This window comes from Bradyrhizobium sp. USDA 4369 (assembly GCF_054056435.1).
This window is the reverse complement of record NZ_JBSRYH010000001.1, coordinates 3,747,403-3,771,271: the sequence shown is the minus strand read 5'-3', so window position 1 is coordinate 3,771,271 and position 23,869 is coordinate 3,747,403. Positions and strand designations below refer to the sequence as shown.

Below are 23,869 nucleotides of genomic sequence, written 5' to 3'. Positions count from 1 at the left end.
GGCTGCGGACGAGTGCGCGCGCGGCCCGCCTCGCTGCCGTCCCGGCCGCGTAAGCAATTGCGCGCCAGGCCGGAACGACAGCGGAGGTTGAGCAGACGCTGGCGAACATTGTGTCGAGCGCAATCCGATCGCCCGTCGGGGTCAAGTCCTTTGACGCGCCCAACAGACATGATTGCCGCGGACGATGTTTGGCATCCGGGACCGCTTTGAACTATCGCGGTCGGGATGACTGACGTCGACGGTGCACGGTGACGTGGTGATCTCTTCTGCCATGGCCGGGATCAATCGCCTCAAAGCGAGCCGAAGGGACCCGCAAGCCCGACCGCCGCTCGATCAATTCTGCGTAGGTGCCCAGCCGTTCCTTGCATCGATGCTGTTCAATCTGCTCGATATGGCAGGATCAGCAGAGAGCCATCACCGCTTTATCAAATAGCCGGCGCTTCTTCGTGTTTCGATGATGTGATGGCCGATCTTTCGACGCAGGCGGCTAATCGTGGCCTCTACCGCATTCGTCGTGCGTGACGAATCGTGGAATGTGCTTTCCGCGAGTTCGTGGCTGGATACGATTGCTCCTCGCTTATACATCAGTTGAGAGAGGACGGAAAACTCTCTTGCTGTGAGGTTGACCACCCGCCCGGAGACTGTCACGACCATTTTTCTCCGGTCGAGTTGCACTTCATTGGCTGTGAGCCGTGATGACAGATGCCCATAGGACCGCCGCACAATGGCTTCCAGCCGTGAAAGTAGTTCGTCCCGGACAAAGGGCAGCGGCAGAAAAGCATCTGCGCCTCGATCAATGACGTCAATCCAAGTGTCCAAGTTGGTGTTTCGACCAAGAGCCAATATGGGCAAATATCGATGAGATCGTCGCCAGCGCTGCAACAGCTCGCGGTACGCTCCACCCGACCGGACACCGAGTATCGTGGCAGAATACTCTTCGGTGTCGCCCAAGAACCATGCATCGTCTGGCGTGGAGGCGTTTTCGGCGACAAACCCCGCAGAGTGTAGCGCTGGCGCGAGCAGCCGGGTGGTCGCTGGATCGCAGTCCGCAATGAGAATGCGCATCTTTGGTGCTGGTATTGGAGGGGAGTTGTTTGATCGTCAGGTCAGGGATGGCATGCTGCGTGAGGCTCGGCAGGGCAAGAGGGTCCCGACTGGCGAGAATTCGCTGAATTCGACGTGGGGTGATCGATTACGTAGTAGCCGGCACCTCTTTGCGTCTTGATGAAGTCGTGCCCGACTTTTCGTCTGAGTCGCGCGACAAGCATTTCGGCTGCCCCCGGGGGGACTCGTGAGTCTTCTCCATATATTTCCCTGCGAAGCTCTTTGATCGACAGAATCGAATTTGGTCGCTGCATGAGTGCGAGGAGGAGACGATATTCGAACGGAGTGACGTGAATATGAATTCCGCTGACGATAACCTGCATTTGATCTTCGTCCAGGCTCACGCGGTCGATCGTGCGAATGAGTTTTCGGGTTGATCTGCACCGGCGGAGCATTGCGCTCAACCGCGTCGCCAGCTCCATTAATCCGCATGGCAGCGATATGTAGTCGTCAGCGCCATGATCGATCGCATCAACGATCTGTTGCTTGGTGCATGATGTGCCTGCCGCAAGAACGGGATGGTCGATCGATGCGCCTCTCCAGTGCTCGATCAGGGCGATACCCTCGGCTGTTCGGTGATCCAGCTGAATGATCAGTGCGTCGATGTCGGTCAGGGCGGGCGGCTTGATCGTCCACCCGATGTCGTAGCAGCAGTGATGAATCGTGCTGCAATGGAGTGAATTCAACTGGTCTTGTATGAGAGACGATGTGGAGGTGTTGCTGGAGAGGACCATTACGGCTGGCATCGGTTCATTCCAGAGTGTGGCGAGTCTCGTTGGTCGGGAGAGCGCCGTGTTGCTGATCGCCTTGTTGGGGGGGAGTTAGTTGGCCAGAGAGCGGATTGCCTCTGCTTGCGAGCCGTTTAGCGGTTGCTGCATATCTTTGTGCATCTGGTGCAGACCACACGGTGATGCATGTGTTTGGCTGAAGGATGCTACTTATGGGGCCGCGCATATCCGTCGGCAACCGGTGAAAATTCTATATTGACAGATTGGAATTGGCTGAAGAATCGGCATCTGACCGCAATGCAGGTTCTGCATTGTGGTCAGGGGATGGATGATGTTCGAGGGCAATCTTATTCCAGGTTTGGACGGGTGTTCGTAACGATCGTCCTCTTGCCGGGCGCACGCCTGCTACGTCCTTCTGTTCGCCCGATCGCGACGTCCTGCTTCCCGAGACGCATGTGGGCGATGGGCTCGCCAGAACGCGAGCAAGGTCAACAGCACGTAGGCCAGCCATAGGGGCGAATATTTGTGTCTTTCTTGTTCGTTGAGGGAGCGATGTCTTTTGGCAAGAGAGTTGTGATGAAGAATCTCACAAATAACAATTGCGAATAGCGTGCGAAATTGGTTGGCTGCTTGCCTTACACAAGGTTGCCCTCGATCGTGTGCTATGAATGATTAGGTTAAATAAGTGTCGGTCTGTTATAGGAGCAGAAACAGGTCAATGATGGGCAAGTGCCCTGCGGTGACCGAGTGGTGTGGGTTCCTTGCGGGGGCGAGTGCGTGTGTCTGCTTGAGCGAGTGAGCTCTGACTCGTTGAATTGCGAAGCTCTGCAACGCCATGCGCAATCGTTGGGTGCCGGATCTCGGTGGCGTTGCCGAAAGCCTGCTTGCATGTCGTTCGTGATCGAAAGCGACACTAGGGTTCGGTCATGGAAGTGTTGAGGGGATGGATGCTGGCTCAGATTACGATCCTGCTCGACGAGGTGGATTGGCGACTCGGTCATCGAGCATGCGTCGCAAGGGAATACGGAACTGGCGAGCAGGTTGCGCGGCCCCCCCTTGAGCGCGGCGGCCAAGTCGCTGGTGTTGCGGGCACGCAATGGCAAGAAGTCGGCGCGGAAGTACGCGCTCACGGTGATACCGGGCGATCGATTGCTGGATATGCCATCGGTCGCCAGGCTGCTCGACGTGCGAAAGGTCGAGTTCGTCGATTCGAAGAAACTGCTCGAGTTGATCGGGTGTGTCTCGGGTTCAGTCCCGCCCTTTTGTTTCAATAGTCAGGTGCGTCTCATCGCCGACAGCAGGCTGAGGGAAAGCCCCAGGATGGTGTTCAACGCCGGGCGACTCGATGTCTCGTTGGAGATTTCGGCGGCTGATTATTTTGAGAAGTTGGACGTCGCGGAACATGAGATTTCGAGAGACGTTGAGGCCATCATCCAGAATGAGCAGGGGTTGCGTGAGAAGTGCTGAACGCTTCGAGGATCGATATTCGCGGCCTGTTTGACGCGGCGGCGGGGCAATATCTGCTGGGATAGCAAGATAGCCGCTGACACTGAGTCAGCCAGTTCGACGCTGAGAGTTGGCGCTACCGCGGGGCGCGGTATCCAGATTACTCCGCGCAAGTCAAGCCGCCGGGTCCCGATGATTCTATCGTAAAGCTCACCGAGAACATGCCAGTTTGCTGAAAAACTCAGCCTATCTGCCCCGTCTCATCGTACTTCAGCAATTGCTCGCTCAAACTCTGCACCAGCACCTCAATGTTGCCATCAGACATGACATCATCGTGTGCCCCAGGTATCTGAATGGTAACAATCTGTTCCTCAGGCAACACTTCTTTCCACCCTCTATGCGCATCTTCATTCGGGGCCTCCTGGGCCACAAATAGACATATCTTGATCGGAATATATTTGCCCTCATAGACATTATCGGCGTGCATCAATCGGCGGGTCGTCTCCCTTGGCTGCGGACTGAGCGATGAAAGAAGACGATCAGCCACCTCATCGGAAACCCAAGTAGCTCTCCTGTAATAGGTATCTATCAGGCCGACAAATTGAACGTCGTCATTGGCCGACAGAAGTTGACAGGCGATTTCGTAGGCCAGCTTGCCCCCGAACGACCACCCTACCAGCCGGTAAGGGCCGGCGGGTTGGATTTGCTTGATGATAGCCACAAAGCAGGTTGCGATATCTTCCACCGTTCGCAGATGATCCCGTCTTTTTCCGTCGCTTGTCAGACCGTAAATCGGAAAGCCATCGGGAAGTCGTGCTGCCAGCTTAGCTCCGTACAACAAGCTTCCCTGGCCCTGGCTCATGATGAAGAGTGGCTTGGCCTCCATAGCCGCGGGCGAGCGAAGCTCAACCAGATGCGATTCGAAATCGAGAGTGGGTGAATTGCCGTCGTTCTGGAGGAGACTGGCGATCGTTGGATTTGCAAAAATTCGCGGGATCGATAGGGACAAACCGGCTTGACTTAATCTCACCTGCATCCTGGCCAGAAGCAGCGAGTGTCCGCCGAGCGCGAAGAAATTGTCGTGGCGCCCGATCCGCTCAACGCCCAGCAGCTCCGACCAGATTCGGGCGATGGCCTCCTCGGTCTCGCCCTGCGGCGGCTCATAGGCCTGCGCCGCGAACGCAGCGCCCTCCGGCGCCGGCAGCGCCTTGCGGTCCAGCTTCCCGTTCGGCGTCAGCGGCAGCCGATCCAGATGGACATACGCCGCAGGCACCATGTAGTCCGGCAGCCGCGCCGCAAGATGGCCCCGCAGTTGCTCCGCCCCGATCTCAGCATCGCCCGCATAATACGCCACCAGGCGCTTGTCGCCTGCCACATCCTCACGCGCGACCACGGCGACATCGCTGATCCCGGCACGCTCCAACAACCGGGCCTCGATCTCACCGAGTTCGATCCGGAAGCCGCGGATCTTCACCTGGAAGTCGTTGCGACCGAGATACGCGATCGTCCCGTCGCTAAGCCAGCGCCCGAGATCCCCGGTCCGGTACAGCCGCGCCCCGGCCTCGCCCGAGAAGCGATCCTCCACGAACCGCTCCGCCGTCAGCTCGGGACGGTTCAGATAGCCCCGCGCAACTCCGGCCCCGCCGATGTAGATCTCGCCCGCGACACCGATCGGCGCCGGCTCCCCATACGCATCCAATATGTAGATATGCGTGTTCGAGATCGGTCGACCCAGAGGAATGCTGCTCGCACGTTCATCGACCTCGGTGATCTCATGCGTAATGGCAAAGGTCGTCGTCTCCGTCGGTCCATAGCAGTGAATGAAATGCCGGGGTGCCGCGCCGCTGATGACTTTGCGGAAACATTGAGGATCGGCACGCTCGCCACCCGTCAACAGGAAACGTAACCCGGCGAACAGTTGCGGAGCCACTTTGACATAGTGGTTGAACAAGGACGTCGTCACGAAGAATGCCGTAACACGCTGCTGTTGGAAAGCACCCGACAACTGGAGGGGATCCAGCACCGCTTCCTGCTCGATCACGACGATGCAGCCGCCGTTCAGCAGCGGCGCCCAGACCTCCATCGTCGTCGCGTCAAAGGCAGGATTGGCGGCAAAGGCAACGCGATCCGACGCATTGAAGTCCGCATAGCCGTTGTTGATCACCAGCCGCCCGATCGCCCGATGCGGAATCACCACGCCCTTGGGCGTCCCCGTCGAGCCCGACGTGTACATGATGTAAGCATCGCTGCCGCTGTCCCGCGACACACCGGGATTGGAGTCGTCTCCGGCACCTCGCAGGACATCCCCGACATCGATGCTGTGAACCTCAAGCCCTTCCGGCAGCACCGCGCCTCGTGCCGTCAGCACGAGGGATGCTTCACAATCCTCGATCATGAACGCCAGCCGCTCCGCCGGATAGGCCGGATCCAGCGGCACATAGGCTGCGCCGCATTTGAGGATCGCAAGTTCCGCAGCGACCAGGTCGATCGAACGTTCGATGCAGATCGCCACCCGGTCATCCGGCCTGACGCCGAGCCCGCGCAGATGATGCGCCAGCCGGTTCGCCTGCGCGTTCAGCTCCGCATAGCTCAGGTGCCGATCCTCATGCACCACCGCCACCGCAGCCGGCGTCCGCGCCGCCTGCGCCTCGAACAGCTCGTGCACGCAAACATCCTGCGGATACTCCGCCGACGTCGCATTCCACTCTACCAACACACGATGACGCTCCGCGTCCGGCAGCACATCGATCTGCCGCAGCGGCCGCTCCGGTGTTCGCTCCAGCGCCTCAACCAGCCCTTCCAGCGCCGTCGCCATGAACGCACAAACCCGCGCCGCCGCGACCGACGCCACAACCTGGGCCGTCAGCGCAAAGCCCCCGCCCAGATCGTCCACCGACAGCGTCAGCGGATAGTTCGTCCGCTCCTCACCCCAGAGCCCCTCGATACCCTCCAACACCCCCGATCCGGTCCCCGAACCCGATCCGCTGTGCCGGTAGTTCAACAGCGCCGAGAACAGCGGCGCCGGCGCCGCCACCCCGCTGCAGCGCTGCGCCAGCGCCAGCGGCGCATGCTCGTGACGCAGCAGCTCCGCGAGGTGCCGCTGCACCTCGCGCACGCTCGCCACCACGCCCTGCTCGCCAACCTCAACCCGCAGCGGCAGCGTGTTGATGAACAGTCCCAGCGCGCGATCGGCCCCATCCCCGCCCTGCAGCCGCCCGAACAGCACGGTGCCGAACACCACCTCGCTACGCCCGCAGCTCCGCGCAAGCAGCTGCGCAAACGCCACATGGAACAGGCTCGCCGCGCTCACGCCCAGTGCCCGCGCCAGTGATCGCAGCCGCTCCGCAAGCTCAGGCGCCAGCTCGATACGCGCCTCCGCGATCTCAGACCCGTCGCCCTGCGCGTCCAACAGCCCGAACGGCGCCGTCGGCTCCTCGACCTTGCCCAGCATCCCGCGGAAGAACGCCTCGTGCTGCTCACGGCTCATCCCCAGCCGCGCCTGCGCCACATAGGTCCGGAACGGCAGCGGCGCCGCAAGACGCTCCGCCTCGCCCGCGAGATGCGACGCGATCTCCTCCAGCACGATCTCCAGCGTGGTATGGTCCATCACCAGATGATGGAACTGCAGCAGCAGCAGCCAGCCTCCGCTCCGCGGGTCACGCGCGATCACAACCCGCAGCAACGGCGCCCGCCGCACATCCAGCCGGCAACGCCGCGCATCGAACCGCGCGCGCAGCTGCGCCGCTCCGTCCCCGCCGTCCGCATCCAGCTCGACCTCTTCCACCGGAAGCGGCGCATGCCGCAACACCACCTGCACCGGCTCCGGCAGGTCCTCCCACAGCACCGCCGTCCGCAGGATGTCGTGACGGCCGATCACGGCATCGAACGCCGCCAGGAAGCCGTCCAGCCGCGCCCGGCTGTCAAATCCGAGCAAGCCGGACAACAGATAGACGTCCCCCTCTCCACCCATCAGATGATGGAACAGAATGCCCTCCTGCAGCGGCGCCAGCGGATAGATGTCCTGGATGTTGGCCCAGCCGCCCGGCACTACCGCAGCGATCTGATCGATCTCCTCCTGGCTCAACGCCACCAGCGGCAGCATCTCCGGCGTGATCCGCCCACATCCCGCAGGGATCAGGTTGGCCGGCACCGCAACCGTGGCCGCGCCACCACCACCGGCCGCCGCCAGCGCCGCAAGGCTCGGCGTCGCGAACAGGGTGCGGATGTCAGCCGCGATCCCCTCCCGCCGCATCCGCTCCACCAAGGTCACCGCCAGCAGCGAGTGCCCGCCGAGTGCGAAGAAATTGTCGTGGCGCCCGATCCGCTCGACACCCAGCAGCTCCGACCAGATCCGGGCGATCGCCGCCTCGGTCTCGTCCTGCGGCGGCGCATAGGCCTGCACCGCAAACGCTGCGCCCTCCGGCGCCGGCAGCGCCTTGCGGTCCAGCTTGCCGTTCGGCGTCAGCGGCATCAGTTCCAGATGCACATAGGCCGACGGCACCATGTAGTCCGGCAGCCGCGCCGCAAGATGGCTCCGCAGCTGCTCCGCCCCGATCGCCGCATCGGCCACGTAGTAGGCCACCAGACGCTTGTCGCCCGGAGCATCCTCCCGCGCGATCACCGCGGCATCGCGCACACCTGCATGCTCCGACAGCCGCGCCTCGATCTCCCCGAGCTCGATCCGGAAGCCGCGGATCTTCACCTGGAAGTCATTGCGGCCGAGATACGCGATCGTTCCGTCGCCAAGCCAGCGCCCGAGATCCCCGGTCCGGTACAGCCGCGCTCCCGCCTCGCCCGAGAACCGGTCCTCCACGAACCGCTCCGCCGTCAGCTCGGGACGGTTCAGATAGCCCCGTCCCACCTGGACGCCACCGATATGGATCTCTCCGGCAACCCCGACCGGCACCGGCTCGCCATGCTCATCCAGAATATAGATCTGCGTGTTCGAGATCGGTCGGCCGATTGGAACGCTCGCATCCGACGCTTCCCTTTCACAGCGCCACGCCGTCACATCCACCGCAGCTTCCGTCGGACCGTAAAGGTTATGCAGCTCCGTTCCTTCAAACCGCTCCAGTAACCGCGCCGCCAAAACCGGGGGCAGCGCCTCGCCGCTGCACATCACTCGCTTCACGCTCGTGCAACTGCCGGCTTCTTCATGCTCCAGGAATATCTGCAGCATCGATGGCACGAAGTGCAGCGTCGTGATCCGCTCCCGCCGGATCACATCCACCAGATAGGCCGGATCCTTGTGGCCCCCCGGCCGCGCCATCACCAGGCGCGCTCCCGCGAGCAACGGCCAGAAGAACTCCCAGACCGACACGTCGAAGCTGAACGGCGTCTTCTGCAGCACCGCGTCGTCACCATCGAGAGCGTAGGCGTCCTGCATCCACAGCAGACGGTTCACCACCGCGCGATGACCGTTCATCGCGCCCTTGGGCTGACCGGTCGACCCGGAGGTGTAGATCACATAAGCGAGATGGTCCGCCGCGAGCCCGACCTCGCTCCGCTCCGGATCGTGCGCGGGCGCCTCCGCCCATTGCGACGCATCCGCGCCGATGTCCAGCACGGGCACGCCGTTCTCGGCGAGCCCGGAAGCGGCGACGGCCAACGCCGCCTGCGCGCCGCCGCCCACCAGCAGCGCCACCGGCGCGCTGTCCTGAAGCATGAACGCCAGCCGCTCCGGCGGATAGGCCGGATCCAGCGGCACATAGGCCCCGCCCGCCTTCAGGATCGCCAGCAATCCCACGATCATCTCCGGGCTGCGCTCGATGCAGATCGCAACACAATCGTCCGGCCTGACGCCGAGTCCACGCAGATGATGCGCCAGCCGGTTCGCCTGCGCATTCAGCTCCGCATAGCTCAGGTGCCGATCCTCATGCACCACCGCAACCGCAGCCGGCGTGCGTTCGGCCTGCGCCTCGAACAACTGGTGCACGCAAACATCCTGCGGATAATCCGCTGTCGTCGCGTTCCACTCCATCACGACACGATGACGCTCCGCTTCGGGCAGCACATCGATCTGCCGCAGCGGCCGCTCCGGTGTTCGCTCCAGCGCCTCAACCAGCCCTTCCAGCGCCGTCGCCATGAACGCACAGACTCGCTGCGCACCAACCGCCGCCTCGACCTGCGCCGTCAGCGCAAAGCCCGCGCCCAGATCGTCCACCGACAGCGTCAGCGGATAGCTCGTCCGCTCCTCACCCCCGAGCCCCTCGATGCCCTCCACCCCCCCCGATCCGGTCCCCGAACCCGATCCGCTGTGCCGGTAGTTCAACAGCGCCGAGAACAGCGGCGCCGGCGCCGCAACCCCGCTGCAGCGCTGCGCTAACGCCAGCGGCGCATGCTCGTGACGCAGCAGCTCCGCCAGCCGGATCTGCACAGCTCGCGTCGCATCCGCAGCTCCTGTCTCGTCGATGCAGATCCGCACCGGCAACGTGTTGATGAACACTCCGGGCGTACGCTCCGCCCCCTCTCCGCCCTGCAGCCGCCCGAACAGCACCGTCCCGAACACCACCTCGCTGCGCCCACAGCTGCGCGCAAGCAGCTGCGCAAACGCCACATGGAACAGGCTCGCCGCGCTCACGCCCAGCGCCCGCGCCTGCGACCGCAGCCGCTCCGCAAGCTCAGGCGCAAGCTCCAGATGCGCCTCCGCGATCTCGGACCCGTCGCCCTGCACGTCCAGCAGCCCGAACGGCGCCGTCGGTTCCGAGACCTTGCCCAGCATCCCGCGGAAGAACGCCTCGTGCTGCTCCCGGCTCATCCCCAGCCGCGCCTGCGCTACATAGGTCCGGAACGGCAGCGGCGCCGCAAGCCGCTCCGCCTCGCCCGCGAGATGCGACGCGATCTCCTCCAGCACGATCTCCAGCGTGGTATGGTCCATCACCAGATGATGGAACTGCAGCAGCAGCAGCCAGCCTCCGCTCCGCGGATCACGCGCGATCACGACCCGCAGCAGCGGCGCCCGCCGCACATCCAGCCGATCGTGCCGCGGATCGAACCGTGCGCGCAGCTGCGCCGCCCCGTCGTCCCCACCGCCTGCCTCCAGCGCGACCTCTTCCACCGGCAGCGGTGCATGCCGCAACACCACCTGCACCGGCTCCGGCAGGTCCTCCCACAGCACCGCCGTCCGCAGGATGTCGTGACGGCCGATCACGGCATCGAACGCCGCCAGGAAGCCGTCCAGCCGCGCCCGGCTGTCAAAGCCCAGCAAGCCGGACAACAGATAGACGTCGCCCTCGCCACCCAGCAGATGGTGGAACAGGATGCCCTCCTGCAACGGCGCCAGCGGATAGATGTCCTGGATGTTGGCGCTGCCGCCCGGAACTACCGCCGCGATGCGATCGATCTCCGCCTGGCTCAGTGCGACCAGCGGCAGCATCTCCGGCGTGATCCGCCCGCAATCTGCAGGGATCAGGTTGGCTGGCACGGTCACCGTGGCTGCACCACCACCGCCGACTGCCGCCAGCGCCGCAAGGCTCGGCGTCGCGAACAAGGTGCGGATATCCGCCGCGATCCCCTCCCGCCGCATCCGCTCCACCAAGGTCACCGCCAGCAGCGAGTGCCCGCCGAGCGCGAAGAAGTTGTCGTGGCGCCCGACACGTTCAACGCCGAGCAGCTCCGACCAGATCCGAGCCAGTCGCTCCTCGGTCTCGTCCTGCGGCGGCGCATAGGCCTCCACCGCATAGGCTGCGCCCTCCGGCGCCGGCAGCGCCTTGCGGTCCAGCTTGCCGTTCGGCGTCAGCGGCATCAGTTCCAGATGCACATAGGCCGACGGCACCATGTAGTCCGGCAGCCGCGCCGCAAGATGGCTCCGCAGCTGCTCCGCCCCGATCGCCGCATCGCTCGCATAGTAAGCCACCAGACGCTTGTCGCCCGGAGCATCCTCCCGCGCGATCACCGCGGCGTCGCGCACATCCGCATGCTCCGACAGCCGCGCCTCGATCTCTCCGAGTTCGATCCGGAAGCCGCGGATCTTCACCTGGAAGTCATTGCGGCCGAGATACGCGATCGTCCCATCGCTAAGCCAGCGACCGAGGTCTCCGGTCCGGTACAGCCGCGCTCCCGCCTCGCCCGAGAACCGGTCCTCCACGAACCGCTCCGCCGTCAGCTCAGGACGGTTCAGATAGCCCCGCGCAACGCCGGCGCCACCGACGTAGATCTCGCCGGCAACACCGATCGGCACCGGCTCGCCATGCTCATCAAGAATATAGATCTGCGTGTTCGAGATCGGACGGCCGATATGAAGGACCTCTCCTGCCGGATCCAGCAAACCGGACGTGGCCACCACCGTCGTTTCCGTAGGACCGTAATTGTTGACCAGCGCGAACGGCAGGTCTTTCGGACATTTGCGCAGACGATCGCCGCCCGTCAGCAAACATCGAAGATCTCGATGTGTGGCCCCCTGTGAGAAGGCGAACTCCGCTATCGGTGTCGGCAAGAAGCTCACGTCCAGCGGTTGCGCTTGCCACCAGCCAAGCAGCGCCTCCGGATTCCGCGCGATCTCCGGCCGCGGCACGGCAAGCGTTCCACCGCAGCAAAGCGGAGGCCAGGTTTCCCAGGTCGCCGCATCAAAGCCTGAACCGGCCACCAAGGAGCTCCGCGTCCCTGCCTGGAGATCGAACGCGGCGCAATGCCAATGCACCAGGTTGGCGAGACCGCGATGCTCGACCATCACCCCCTTGGGCCGACCGGTCGACCCGGAGGTGTAGATCACATAAGCGAGATGGTCCGCCGCGAGCCCGGCCTCGCTCCGCTCCGGATTGCGCGCGGGCGCCTCGGCCCATTGCGCCGCATCCGCGCCGATGTCGAGCACGGGCACGCCGTTCTCGGCGAGCCCGGCACCGGCGGCAGCCAACGCCGCCTGCGCGCCGCCGCCCACCAGCAGCGCCACCGGCGCGCTGTCCTGAAGCATGAACGCCAGCCGCTCCGGCGGATAGGCCGGATCCAGCGGCACATAGGCTCCGCCCGCCTTCAGGATCGCCAGCAGACCCACGATCATCTCCGGGCTGCGCTCGAGGCAGATCGCAACACGGTCATCCGGCCTGACGCCGAGTCCGCGCAGATGATGCGCCAACCGGTTCGCCTGCGCGTTCAGCTCCGCATAGCTCAGGTGCCGATCCTCATGCACCACCGCAACCGCAGCCGGCGTGCGTTCGGCCTGCGCCTCGAACAGTTCGTGCACGCACACATCCTGCGGATAATCCGCAGCCGTCGCGTTCCACTCCACCACAATACGATGACGCTCCGCGTCATCCTGCAGCGGCAAACGATCCACCGGCACGCGCTCATCCGCCACCATGCCTTCCAGCAGCCGGACAAAGTACCCGACCCAGCGCTCGACCGTCCCGCGATCGAACAGCGCAGTCGCATATTCCAGCCCGCCGCTGATCGTCCCGCCTGTCTCCGCCAGGCTCAGCGTCAGGTCGAACTGCGCGCTCACCCGCGGCACCTCCACCGCTTCCAGCCGCAGCTCCCCAAGGTCGAGACGTTCTGCCGACATGCTCTGCCAGGCCAGCGCTACCTGGAACAGCGGCGCGTGGCTCAGGCTGCGCGACGGTTGCAACAGTTCCACCACCTGCTCGAACGGCAAATCCTGGTGCTCCTGCGCCGCCACCGTCTGCGCCTTCACCCGTGCCAGAAGCTCGCCCACCGATGGCGAGCCGGACACGTCGACACGCACCGCCAGCGTGTTCACGAAGAACCCGATCAGCCCTTCGATCTCGCCACGTCCCCGGTTCGCAACCGGGCTGCCGATCACCACATCCTGCTGCCCCGACAGCCGCGACAGCAGCGCCGCCCAGCCCGCCAGCAGCGTCATGTACAACGTCGTGCCGTAACGATGGCTCAGCGCCCTCAGGGCCCCGGTCAGCTCTCCATCCAACCACATCGGCACCATCGCCCCGGCATAATTCTGCTCCGCCGGACGCGGCCGGTCCCATGGCAGCTCCAGAAGCGCAGGCGCTCCCGACAGCGCCTCCTTCCAATACGCTCCCTGACGCGCCAGACCCTCGCCCGACAGCCAGCGCCGCTGCCACACCGCGTAGTCCGCATATTGGATCGCCAGCGCCGGCAGCGGATCAGCCTCGCCGCGCGCAAACGCCCCATACAGCACGCTCAGCTCGCGCGTCAGCACCCCCATCGACCAGCCGTCCGACACGATGTGGTGCATCGTCAACAGCAGCACATGCTCGTCGACATCCAGACGCACCAGCCGCCCCCGGATCAGCGGACCACGCTCAAGATCGAATGGCGCTGTCGCTTCCACAGCCGCCAATCGCTGCAACTCGCCTGCCGCATCCGACGTGCCCCGCAGGTCGTGCTGCATCAAGGCAAAGCCTGCATCCGCCGCGCCGACCTGCTGCACCGGCACGCCATCATCACGTTGCGCAAACACCGTCCGCAGCGCCTCATGCCGCGCCACGATCCGGTCCAGCGCGCGCAACAGCGCCTCTCGCTCCAACCGCCCGATCAGCCGCAATCCACCAGCAATGTGATAGGCCGAGTTCGCTCCCTCGAAGCGAGACAAAAACCACAGCCGCTGCTGCGCAAACGACAGGGGAATCACTCCAATTCGTTCAGTCGAACTTATCGGCGGCAGTGCATTTTGGCGCTTTAAGCCTCTTGATCGTGCCCGCCGAACTAATTCTTCTCGCTGTGAACGGCTCGACCGATATAGTTCTGTCGTGAGGACTGACATCTTAGCAACTCACTTCATCCTGGAAGACCACTGTCAGTTCGCTTTGGTCAAACTGAGCGAGTTGTGCATTCACAACTCTATCGGCCAATTGACTTATCCCGTCGTTTAAGAAGATTTCGGACAGAGCTAGTTCTACATCAAGGCTTCTCCTTAGTCGGGCGACCAACATGACCGCCAGCAGCGAGTGTCCGCCGAGCGCGAAGAAATTGTCGTGGCGCCCGATCCGCTCAACGCCCAGCAGCTCCGACCAGATTCGGGCGATGGCCTCCTCGGTCTCGCCCTGCGGCGGCTCATAGGCCTGCGCCGCGAACGCAGCGCCCTCCGGCGCCGGCAGCGCCTTGCGGTCCAGCTTCCCGTTCGGCGTCAGCGGCAGCCGATCCAGATGGACATACGCCGCAGGCACCATGTAGTCCGGCAGCCGCGCCGCAAGATGGCCCCGCAGTTGCTCCGCCCCGATCTCAGCATCGCCCGCATAATACGCCACCAGGCGCTTGTCGCCTGCCACATCCTCACGCGCGACCACGGCGACATCGCTGATCCCGGCACGCTCCAACAACCGGGCCTCGATCTCACCGAGTTCGATCCGGAAGCCGCGGATCTTCACCTGGAAGTCGTTGCGACCGAGATACGCGATCGTCCCGTCGCTAAGCCAGCGCCCGAGATCCCCGGTCCGGTACAGCCGCGCCCCGGCCTCGCCCGAGAAGCGATCCTCCACGAACCGCTCCGCCGTCAGCTCGGGACGGTTCAGATAGCCCCGCGCAACTCCGGCCCCGCCGATGTAGATCTCGCCCGCGACACCGATCGGCGCCGGCTCCCCATACGCATCCAATATGTAGATATGCGTGTTCGAGATCGGTCGACCCAGAGGAATGCTGCTCGCACGTTCATCGACCTCGGTGATCTCATGCGTAATGGCAAAGGTCGTCGTCTCCGTCGGTCCATAGCAGTGAATGAAATGCCGGGGTGCCGCGCCGCTGATGACTTTGCGGAAACATTGAGGATCGGCACGCTCGCCACCCGTCAACAGGAAACGTAACCCGGCGAACAGTTGCGGAGCCACTTTGACATAGTGGTTGAACAAGGACGTCGTCACGAAGAATGCCGTAACACGCTGCTGTTGGAAAGCACCCGACAACTGGAGGGGATCCAGTACCGCTTCCTGCTCGATCACGACGATGCAGCCGCCGTTCAGCAGCGGCGCCCAGACCTCCATCGTCGTCGCGTCAAAGGCAGGATTGGCGGCAAAGGCAACGCGATCCGACGCATTGAAGTCCGCATAGCCGTTGTTGATCACCAGCCGCCCGATCGCCCGATGCGGAATCACCACGCCCTTGGGCGTCCCCGTCGAGCCCGACGTGTACATGATGTAAGCATCGCTGCCGCTGTCCCGCGACACACCGGGATTGGAGTCGTCTCCGGCACCTCGCAGGACATCCCCGACATCGATGCTGTGAACCTCAAGCCCTTCCGGCAGCACCGCGCCTCGTGCCGTCAGCACGAGGGATGCTTCGCAATCCTCGATCATGAACGCCAGCCGCTCCGCCGGATAGGCCGGATCCAGCGGCACATAGGCTGCGCCGCATTTGAGGATCGCAAGTTCCGCAGCGACCAGGTCGATCGAACGTTCGATGCAGATCGCCACCCGGTCATCCGGCCTGACGCCGAGCCCGCGCAGATGATGCGCCAGCCGGTTCGCCTGCGCATTCAGCTCCGCATAGCTGAGTTGCCGATCCTCATGCACCACCGCAACCGCATCCGGCGTGCGTTCGGCCTGCGCCTCGAACAGTTCGTGCACGCACACATCCTGCGGATAATCCGCAGCCGTCGCGTTCCACTCCACCACAATACGATGACGCTCCGCGTCCGGCAGCACGTCGATCTGCCGCAGCGGCCGCTCCGGTGTCCGCTCCAGCGCCTCGGCCAGCCCTTCCAGCGCCGTCGCCATGAACGCGCAGATCCGCGCCGCACCCACCGCTGCCTCCACCTGCGCCGTCAGCGTGAAGCCCTCGCCCAGATCGTCCACCGACAGCACCAGCGGATAGTTCGTCCGCTCCTCCGCGTGCAGGAGCTCGATCCCTTCCCACGCCCTGCGATCCGCAGATCCGTCCATCGCGCTGTGCCGGTAGTTCAGCAGGGACGAGAACAGCGGCACCGGCGCCGCAACCCCGCTGCAACGCTGTGCCAGCGCCAGCGGCGCATGCTCGTGACGCAACAGCTCCGCTAGATGCCGCTGTACCTCGCGCACGCTCGCCGCCACGCTTTGCTCGCCGACCTCCACCCGCAGCGGCAGCGTGTTGATGAACAGGCCCAGCGCGCGCTCCGTCCCCTCGCCGCCCTGCAGCCGCCCGAACAGCACCGTCCCGAACACCACCTCGCTGCGCCCGCAGCTGCGCGCAAGCAGCTGCGCAAATGCCACGTGGAACAGGCTCGCCGTGCTCACGCCCAGCGCCCGCGCCTGCGACCGCAGCCGCTCCGCAAGCTCAGGCGCAAGCTCCAGATGCGCCTCCGCGATCTCGGACCCGTCGCCCTGCACGTCCAGCAGCCCGAACGGCGCCGTCGGTTCCGAGACCTTGCCCAGCATCCCGCGGAAGAACGCCTCGTGCTGCTCCCGGCTCATCCCCAGCCGCGCCTGCGCTACATAGGTCCGGAACGGCAGCGGCGCCGCAAGCCGCTCCGCCTCGCCCGCGAGATGCGACGCGATCTCCTCCGACAAAACCTCCAGTCCGGTATGGTCCATCACCAGATGATGGAACTGCAGCAACAGCAGCCAGCCTCCGCTCTGCGGATCACGCGCGATCACAACCCGCAGCAACGGCGCCCGCCGCACATCCAGCCGGCAACGCCGCGCATCGAACCGCGCGCGCAGCTGTGACGCGCCGTCCTCGCCGTCCGCATCCAGTTCGATCTCTTCCACGGGCAGCGGCGCATGCCGCAACACCACCTGCACCGGCTCCGGCAGGTCCTCCCACAGCACCGCCGTCCGCAGGATGTCGTGACGGCCGATCACGGCATCGAACGCCGCCAGGAAGCCGTCCAGCCGCGCCCGGCTGTCAAATCCGAGCAAGCCGGACAACAGATAGACGTCCCCCTCTCCACCCATCAGATGATGGAACAGGATGCCCTCCTGCAGCGGTGCCAACGGATAGATGTCCTGGATGTTGGCCCAGCCGCCCGGCACTACCGCAGCGATCTGATCGATCTCCGCCTGGCTCAGCGCCACCAGCGGCAGCATCTCCAGCGTGATCCGCCTGCAGCCCGCCGGGATCAGGTTGGCCGGCACCGCAACCGTGGCCGCGCCACCACCGCCGGCCGCCGCCAGTGCGGCAAGGCTCGGCGTCGCGAACAGGGTGCGGATGTCAGCCGCCAGACCCTCCCGCCGCATCCGCTCCACCAAGGTCACCGCCAGCAGCGAGTGCCCGCCGAGTGCGAAGAAATTGTCGTGACGCCCGATCCGCTCGACACCCAGCAGTTCCGACCAGATCCGGGCGATCGCCGCCTCGGTCTCGTCCTGCGGCGGCGCATAGGCCTGCACCGCAAACGCTGCGCCCTCCGGCGCCGGCAGCGCCTTGCGGTCCAGCTTGCCGTTCGGCGTCAGCGGCATCAGTTCCAGATGCACATAGGCCGACGGCACCATGTAGTCCGGCAGCCGCGCCGCAAGATGGCTCCGCAGCTGCTCCGCCCCGATCGCCGCATCGGCCACGTAGTAGGCCACCAGACGCTTGTCGCCCGGAGCATCCTCCCGCGCGATCACCGCGGCATCGCGCACACCTGCATGCTCCGACAGCCGCGCCTCGATCTCCCCGAGCTCGATCCGGAAACCGCGGATCTTCACCTGGAAGTCGTTGCGACCGAGATACGCGATCGTCCCGTCTTCAAGCCAGCGACCGAGGTCTCCGGTCCGGTACAGCCGCGCTCCCGCCTCGCCCGAGAACCGGTCCTCCACGAACCGCTCCGCCGTCAGCTCGGGACGGTTCAGATAGCCGCGCCCCACCTGGACGCCACCGATATGGATCTCGCCGGCAACCCCGACCGGCACCGGCTCGCCATGCTCATCCAGAATGTAGATCTGCGTGTTCGAGATCGGTCGGCCGATTGGAACGCTCGCATCCGACGCTTCCCTTTCACAGCGCCACGCCGTCACATCCACCGCAGCTTCCGTCGGACCGTAAAGGTTATGCAGCTCCGTTCCTTCAAACCGCTCCAGTAACCGCGCCGCCAAAACCGGGGGCAGCGCCTCGCCGCTGCACATCACTCGCTTCACGCTCGTGCAACTGCCGGCTTCTTCATGCTCCAGGAATATCTGCAGCATCGATGGCACGAAGTGCAGCGTCGTGATCCGCTCCCGCCGGATCACATCCACCAGATAGGCCGGATCCTTGTGGCCCCCCGGCCGCGCCATCACCAGGCGCGCTCCCGCGAGCAACGGCCAGAAGAACTCCCAGACCGACACGTCGAAGCTGAACGGCGTCTTCTGCAGCACCGCGTCGTCACCATCGAGAGCGTAGGCGTCCTGCATCCACAGCAGACGGTTCACCACCGCGCGATGACCGTTCATCGCGCCCTTGGGCTGACCGGTCGACCCGGAGGTGTAGATCACATAAGCGAGATGGTCCGCCGCGAGCCCGACCTCGCTCCGCTCCGGATCGTGCGCGGGCGCCTCCGCCCATTGCGACGCATCCGCGCCGATATCCAGCACGGGCACGCCGTTCTCGGCGAGCCCGGAAGCGGCGACGGCCAACGCCGCCTGCGCGCCGCCGCCCACCAGCAGCGCCACCGGCGCGCTGTCCTGAACCATGAACGCCAGCCGCTCCGGCGGATAGGCCGGATCCAGCGGCACATAGGCCCCGCCCGCCTTCAGGATCGCCAGCAATCCCACGATCATCTCCGGGCTGCGCTCGATGCAGATCGCAACACGGTCATCCGGCCTGACGCCGAGCCCGCGCAGATGATGCGCCAACCGGTTCGCCTGCGCGTTCAGCTCCGCATAGCTGAGTTGCCGATCCTCATGCACCACCGCAACCGCAGCCGGCGTCCGCGCCGCCTGCGCCTCGAACAGTTCGTGCACGCACACATCCTGCGGATAATCCGCAGCCGTCGCGTTCCACTCCACCACAATACGATGACGCTCCGCGTCATCCTGCAGCGGCAAACGATCCACCGGCACGCGCTCATCCGCCACCATGCCTTCCAGCAGCCGGACAAAGTACCCGACCCAGCGCTCGACCGTCCCGCGATCGAACAGCGCAGTCGCATATTCCAGCCCGCCGCTGATCGTCCCGCCTGTCTCCGCCAGGCTCAGCGTCAGGTCGAACTGCGCGCTCACCCGCGGCACCTCCACCGCTTCCAGCCGCAGCTCCCCAAGGTCGAGACGTTCTACCGACATGGTCTGCCAGGCCAGCACCGCCTGGAACAGCGGCGCGTGGCTCAGGCTGCGCGACGGTTGCAACAGTTCCACCACCTGCTCGAACGGCAGATCCTGGTGCTCCTGCGCCGCCACCGTCTGCGCCTTCACCCGTGCCAGCAGCTCACTCACCGACAGCGAGCCGGACACATCGACACGTAGCGCCAGCGTGTTCACGAAGAACCCGATCAGCTCCTCGATCTCGGCACGTCCACGGTTCGCAACCGGGCTGCCGATCACCACATCCTCCTGCCCCGACAACCGCGACAGCAGCGCCGCCCAGCCCGCCAGCAGCGTCATGTACAACGTCGTGCCATGACGATGGCTCAGTGCCCTCAGGGCCCCGGTCAGGTCTCCATCCAGCTGCACCGGCACCATCGCCCCGGCATAATTCTGCTCCGCCGGACGCGGCCGGTCCCATGGCAGCTCCAGAAGCGCAGGCGCTCCCGACAGCGCCTCCTTCCAATACGCTCCCTGACGCGCCAGACCCTCGCCCGACAGCCAGCGCCGCTGCCACACCGCGTAGTCCGCATATTGGATCGCCAGCGCCGGCAGCGGATCAGCCTCGCCGCGCGCAAACGCCCCATACAGCACGCTCAGCTCGCGCGTCAGCACCCCCATCGACCAGCCGTCCGACACGATGTGGTGCATCGTCAACAGCAGCACATGCTCGTCGACATCCAGACGCACCAGCCGCCCCCGGATCAGCGGACCACGCTCAAGATCGAATGGCGCTGTCGCTTCCACAGCCGCCAATCGCTGCAACTCGCCTGCCGCATCCGACGTGCCCCGCAGGTCGTGCTGCATCAAGGCAAAGCCTGCATCCGCCGCGCCGACCTGCTGCACCGGCACGCCATCATCACGTTGCGCAAACACCGTCCGCAGCGCCTCATGCCGCGCCACGATCCGGTCCAGCGCGCGCAACAGCGCCTCTCGCTCCAACCGCCCGATCAGCCGCAATCCACCAGCAATGTGATAGGCTGAGTTCGCTCCCTCGAAGCGAGACAAAAACCACAGCCGCTGCTGTGCAAACGATAATGGCAGCGCTCCGTCATGCCCCGCTGGCGTGATTGACGGCAACTCGCTCGGGGCTGCGTCCTTCAGACCGGCTGCCAGTTCTGACAGCGTCGGACGCGCAAAAACTGCTGACAACGCCGCTTCCAATGCCAGCGCCTGCCGCAAACGTGACACCACCTGTATCGCCAGCAGCGAGTGCCCGCCGAGTGCAAAGAAGTTGTCGTGGCGCCCGATCCGCTCGACACCCAGCAGTTCCGACCAGATCCGGGCGATCGCCGCCTCGGTCTCGCCCTGCGGCGGCGCGTAGGCCTGCACCGCAAACGCAGCGCCCTCCGGCACCGGCAGCGCCTTGCGGTCCAGCTTGCCGTTCGGCGTCAGCGGCAGCCGCTCCAGATGCACATAGGCCGCAGGCACCATGTAGTCCGGCAGGCGCGCCGCAAGATGGCTCCGCAGTTCCTCCGCCCCGATCGCCGCTTCGCTCACATAATACGCCACCAGACGCTTGTCGCCCGGACCATCCTCCCGCGCGATCACCGCGGCATCGCGCACACCTGCATGCTCCGACAGCCGCGCCTCGATCTCGCCGAGCTCGATCCGGAAGCCGCGGATCTTCACCTGGAAGTCATTGCGTCCGAGATACGCGATCGTTCCGTCTTCAAGCCAGCGACCGAGGTCTCCGGTCCGGTACAGCCGCGCTCCCGCCTCGCCCGAGAACCGGTCCTCCACGAACCGCTCCGCCGTCAGCTCGGGACGGTTCAGATAGCCCCGCGCAACGCCGGCGCCACCGACGTAGATCTCGCCGGCAACACCGATCGGTGCAGGCTCGCCATGCTCATCAAGAATGTAGACCCGCAGATCAGGAATCGGCCGGCCGATCGGGCTCGCGCCGCGCCTCATGGTGTCGCTCGATGCGAGGGCGCAATAGGTGACATGGACCGTCGTCTCGGTGATCCCGTACATGTTGATGAGTGTCGTCGCCTGATTGGCTGTGTGCCGATACCAGGGCTGCAGGGCGCCAAGCTCCAGCGCTTCGCCCCCGAAAATCACACAACGCAGACCATGACCTGCGCCGGAGGCTGCCTGAGCCACCATCAATTGCCGGAACGCGCTCGGCGTCTGGTTCAGGACCGTCACCCCCTCACGACAGAGAAGATGATAGAAGTCGTCCGGAGATCGCGCTGTCAGCTGCGGCACCACCACCAGCCGACCGCCATAAAGCAGCGCTCCCCAGATCTCCCACACCGAGAAGTCGAACGCATAGGAATGAAACAAGGTCCAGACATCGGCTGGACCGAACTGGTACCAGTGCTCCGTCGCGTGGAAGAGCCGGGCAACGTTCCGATGCTCGACCATCACCCCCTTGGGCTGACCGGTCGATCCGGAGGTGTAGATCACGTAAGCGAGATGGTCCGCCGCGAGCCCGACCTCGCTCCGCTCCGGATCGTGCGCGGGCGCCTCCGCCCATTGCGACGCATCCGCGCCGATATCCAGCACGGGCACGCCGTTCTCGGCGAGCCCGGAAGCGGCGACGGCCAACGCCGCCTGCGCGCCGCCGCCCACCAGCAGCGCCACCGGCGCGCTGTCCTGAAGCATGAACGCCAGCCGCTCCGGCGGATAGGCCGGATCCAGCGGCACATAGGCTCCGCCCGCCTTCAGGATCGCCAGCAGACCCACGATCATCTCCGGGCTGCGCTCGATGCAGATCGCAACACGGTCATCCGGCCTGACGCCGAGCCCGCGCAGATGATGCGCCAGCCGGTTCGCCTGCGCGTTCAGCTCCGCATAGCTGAGTTGCCGATCCTCATGCACCACCGCAACCGCATCCGGCGTGCGTTCGGCCTGCGCCTCGAACAGCTCGTGCACGCACACATCCTGCGGATAATCCGCTGTCGTCGCGTTCCACTCCACCACGACACGATGACGCTCCGCTTCGGGCAGCACATCGATCTGCCGCAGCGGCCGCTCCGGTGTTCGCTCCAGCGCCTCAACCAGCCCTTCCAGCGCCGTCGCCATGAACGCACAGACTCGCTGCGCACCGACCGCCGCCTCGACCTGCGCCGTCAGCGCAAAGCCCCCGCCCAGATCGTCCACCGACAGCGTCAGCGGATAGTTCGTCCGCTCCTCACCCCAGAGCCCCTCGATACCCTCCAACACCCCCGATCCGGTCCCCGAACCCGATCCGCTGTGCCGGTAGTTCAACAGCGCCGAGAACAGCGGCGCCGGCGCCGCCACCCCGCTGCAGCGCTGCGCTAACGCCAGCGGCGCATGCTCGTGACGCAGCAACTCCGCGAGGTGCCGCTGCACCTCGCGCACGCTCGCCACCACGCCCTGCTCGCCAACCTCAACCCGCAGCGGCAGCGTGTGTTGATGAACAGTCCCAGCGCGCGATCGGCCCCATCCCCGCCCTGCAGCCGCCCGAACAGCACCGTCCCGAACACAACGTCGCTGCGCCCGCAGCTGCGCGCAAGCAACTGCGCAAACGCCACATGGAACAGGCTCGCCGCGCTCACGCCCAGTGCCCGCGCCAGTGATCGCAGCCGCTCCGCAAGCTCAGGCGCCAGCTCGATACGCGCCTCCGCGATCTCAGACCCGTCGCCCTGCGCGTCCAACAGCCCGAACGGCGCCGTCGGCTCCTCGACCTTGCCCAGCATCCCGCGGAAGAACGTCTCGTGCTGCTCACGGCTCATCCCCAGCCGCGCCTGCGCCACATAGCTCCGGAACGGCAGCGGCGCCGCAAGACGCTCCGCCTCGCCTCGCAGATGCGACGCGATCTCCTCCAGCACGATCTCCAGCGTGGTATGGTCCATCACCAGATGATGGAACTGCAGCAGCAGCAGCCAGCCTCCGCTCCGCGGGTCACGCGCGATCACAACCCGCAGCAACGGCGCCCGCCGCACATCCAGCCGGCAACGCCGCGCATCGAACCGCGCGCGCAGCTGCGCCGCTCCGTCCCCGCCGCCCACCTCCAGCTCGACCTCTTCCACCGGAAGCGGCGCATGCCGCAACACCACCTGCACCGGCTCCGGCAGGTCCTCCCACAGCACCGCCGTCCGCAGGATGTCGTGACGGCCGATCACGGCATCGAACGCCGCCAGGAAGCCGTCCAGCCGCGCCCGGCTGTCAAATCCGAGCAAGCCGGACAACAGATAGACGTCCCCCTCTCCACCCATCAGATGATGGAACAGAATGCCCTCCTGCAGCGGCGCCAGCGGATAGATGTCCTGGATGTTGGCCCAGCCGCCCGGCACTACCGCAGCGATCTGATCGATCTCCTCCTGGCTCAGCGCCACCAGCGGCAGCATCTCCGGCGTGATCCGCCCACATCCCGCAGGGATCAGACTTCCAGACACCGCTCTCTCTTCAGAGCGCAGTATATCGATCAAAGGCTCCCTATTCCTTCGAATAAAGTCCAACGTTTCTTTGCTCAGACTCTCTCTCTCACCCCGGAGAATAATATGAGCCCCATTTTCAGAAAGGCTG

General features: G+C 65.1%; 6 protein-coding genes. 1 reads left to right on the top strand and 5 read right to left on the bottom strand.

Annotated elements, in window-relative coordinates; all coding sequences use genetic code 11:
• Positions 1 to 414: 414 nt before the first annotated feature.
• Together ACVIJ6_RS17035 and ACVIJ6_RS17030 are read right to left on the bottom strand one after the other, a co-directional pair.
• Positions 415 to 1,065 (bottom strand): response regulator transcription factor, encoded by a 651-nt coding sequence (locus ACVIJ6_RS17035; protein WP_456773609.1) that lies wholly within the window; start codon positions 1,063 to 1,065, stop codon positions 415 to 417.
• A 41-nt stretch (positions 1,066 to 1,106) separates the two neighbouring features.
• Positions 1,107 to 1,850: a response regulator transcription factor gene (locus ACVIJ6_RS17030; protein ID WP_456773608.1), complete on the bottom strand. Its 744-nt coding sequence runs from the start codon at positions 1,848 to 1,850 to the stop codon at positions 1,107 to 1,109.
• A gap of 966 nt (positions 1,851 to 2,816) precedes the next feature.
• Between ACVIJ6_RS17030 and ACVIJ6_RS17025 the strand changes: the two genes are divergently transcribed.
• Positions 2,817 to 3,299, top strand: a complete 483-nt coding sequence (locus ACVIJ6_RS17025; RefSeq protein ID WP_456777009.1) for a YbaK/EbsC family protein — start codon at positions 2,817 to 2,819, stop codon at positions 3,297 to 3,299.
• Positions 3,300 to 3,519: 220 nt separating this feature from the next.
• Here ACVIJ6_RS17025 and ACVIJ6_RS17020 read toward each other — a convergent pair whose 3' ends face one another.
• From ACVIJ6_RS17020 to ACVIJ6_RS17010, 3 genes are all read right to left on the bottom strand, one after another.
• Entirely contained in the window at positions 3,520 to 13,839 is a 10,320-nt protein-coding gene (locus ACVIJ6_RS17020; protein ID WP_456773607.1) for an amino acid adenylation domain-containing protein, read from the bottom strand.
• 133 nt (positions 13,840 to 13,972) lie between these two features.
• Positions 13,973 to 22,711 (bottom strand): amino acid adenylation domain-containing protein, encoded by an 8,739-nt coding sequence (locus ACVIJ6_RS17015; protein ID WP_456773606.1) that lies wholly within the window; start codon positions 22,709 to 22,711, stop codon positions 13,973 to 13,975.
• Complete coding sequence (locus tag ACVIJ6_RS17010) at positions 22,639 to 23,739, bottom strand: condensation domain-containing protein (RefSeq protein ID WP_456773605.1); 1,101 nt, start codon at positions 23,737 to 23,739, stop codon at positions 22,639 to 22,641. Before ACVIJ6_RS17010 ends, ACVIJ6_RS17015 begins: the two co-directional genes overlap by 73 nt.
• Between the last annotated feature and the right edge of the window lie 130 nt (positions 23,740 to 23,869).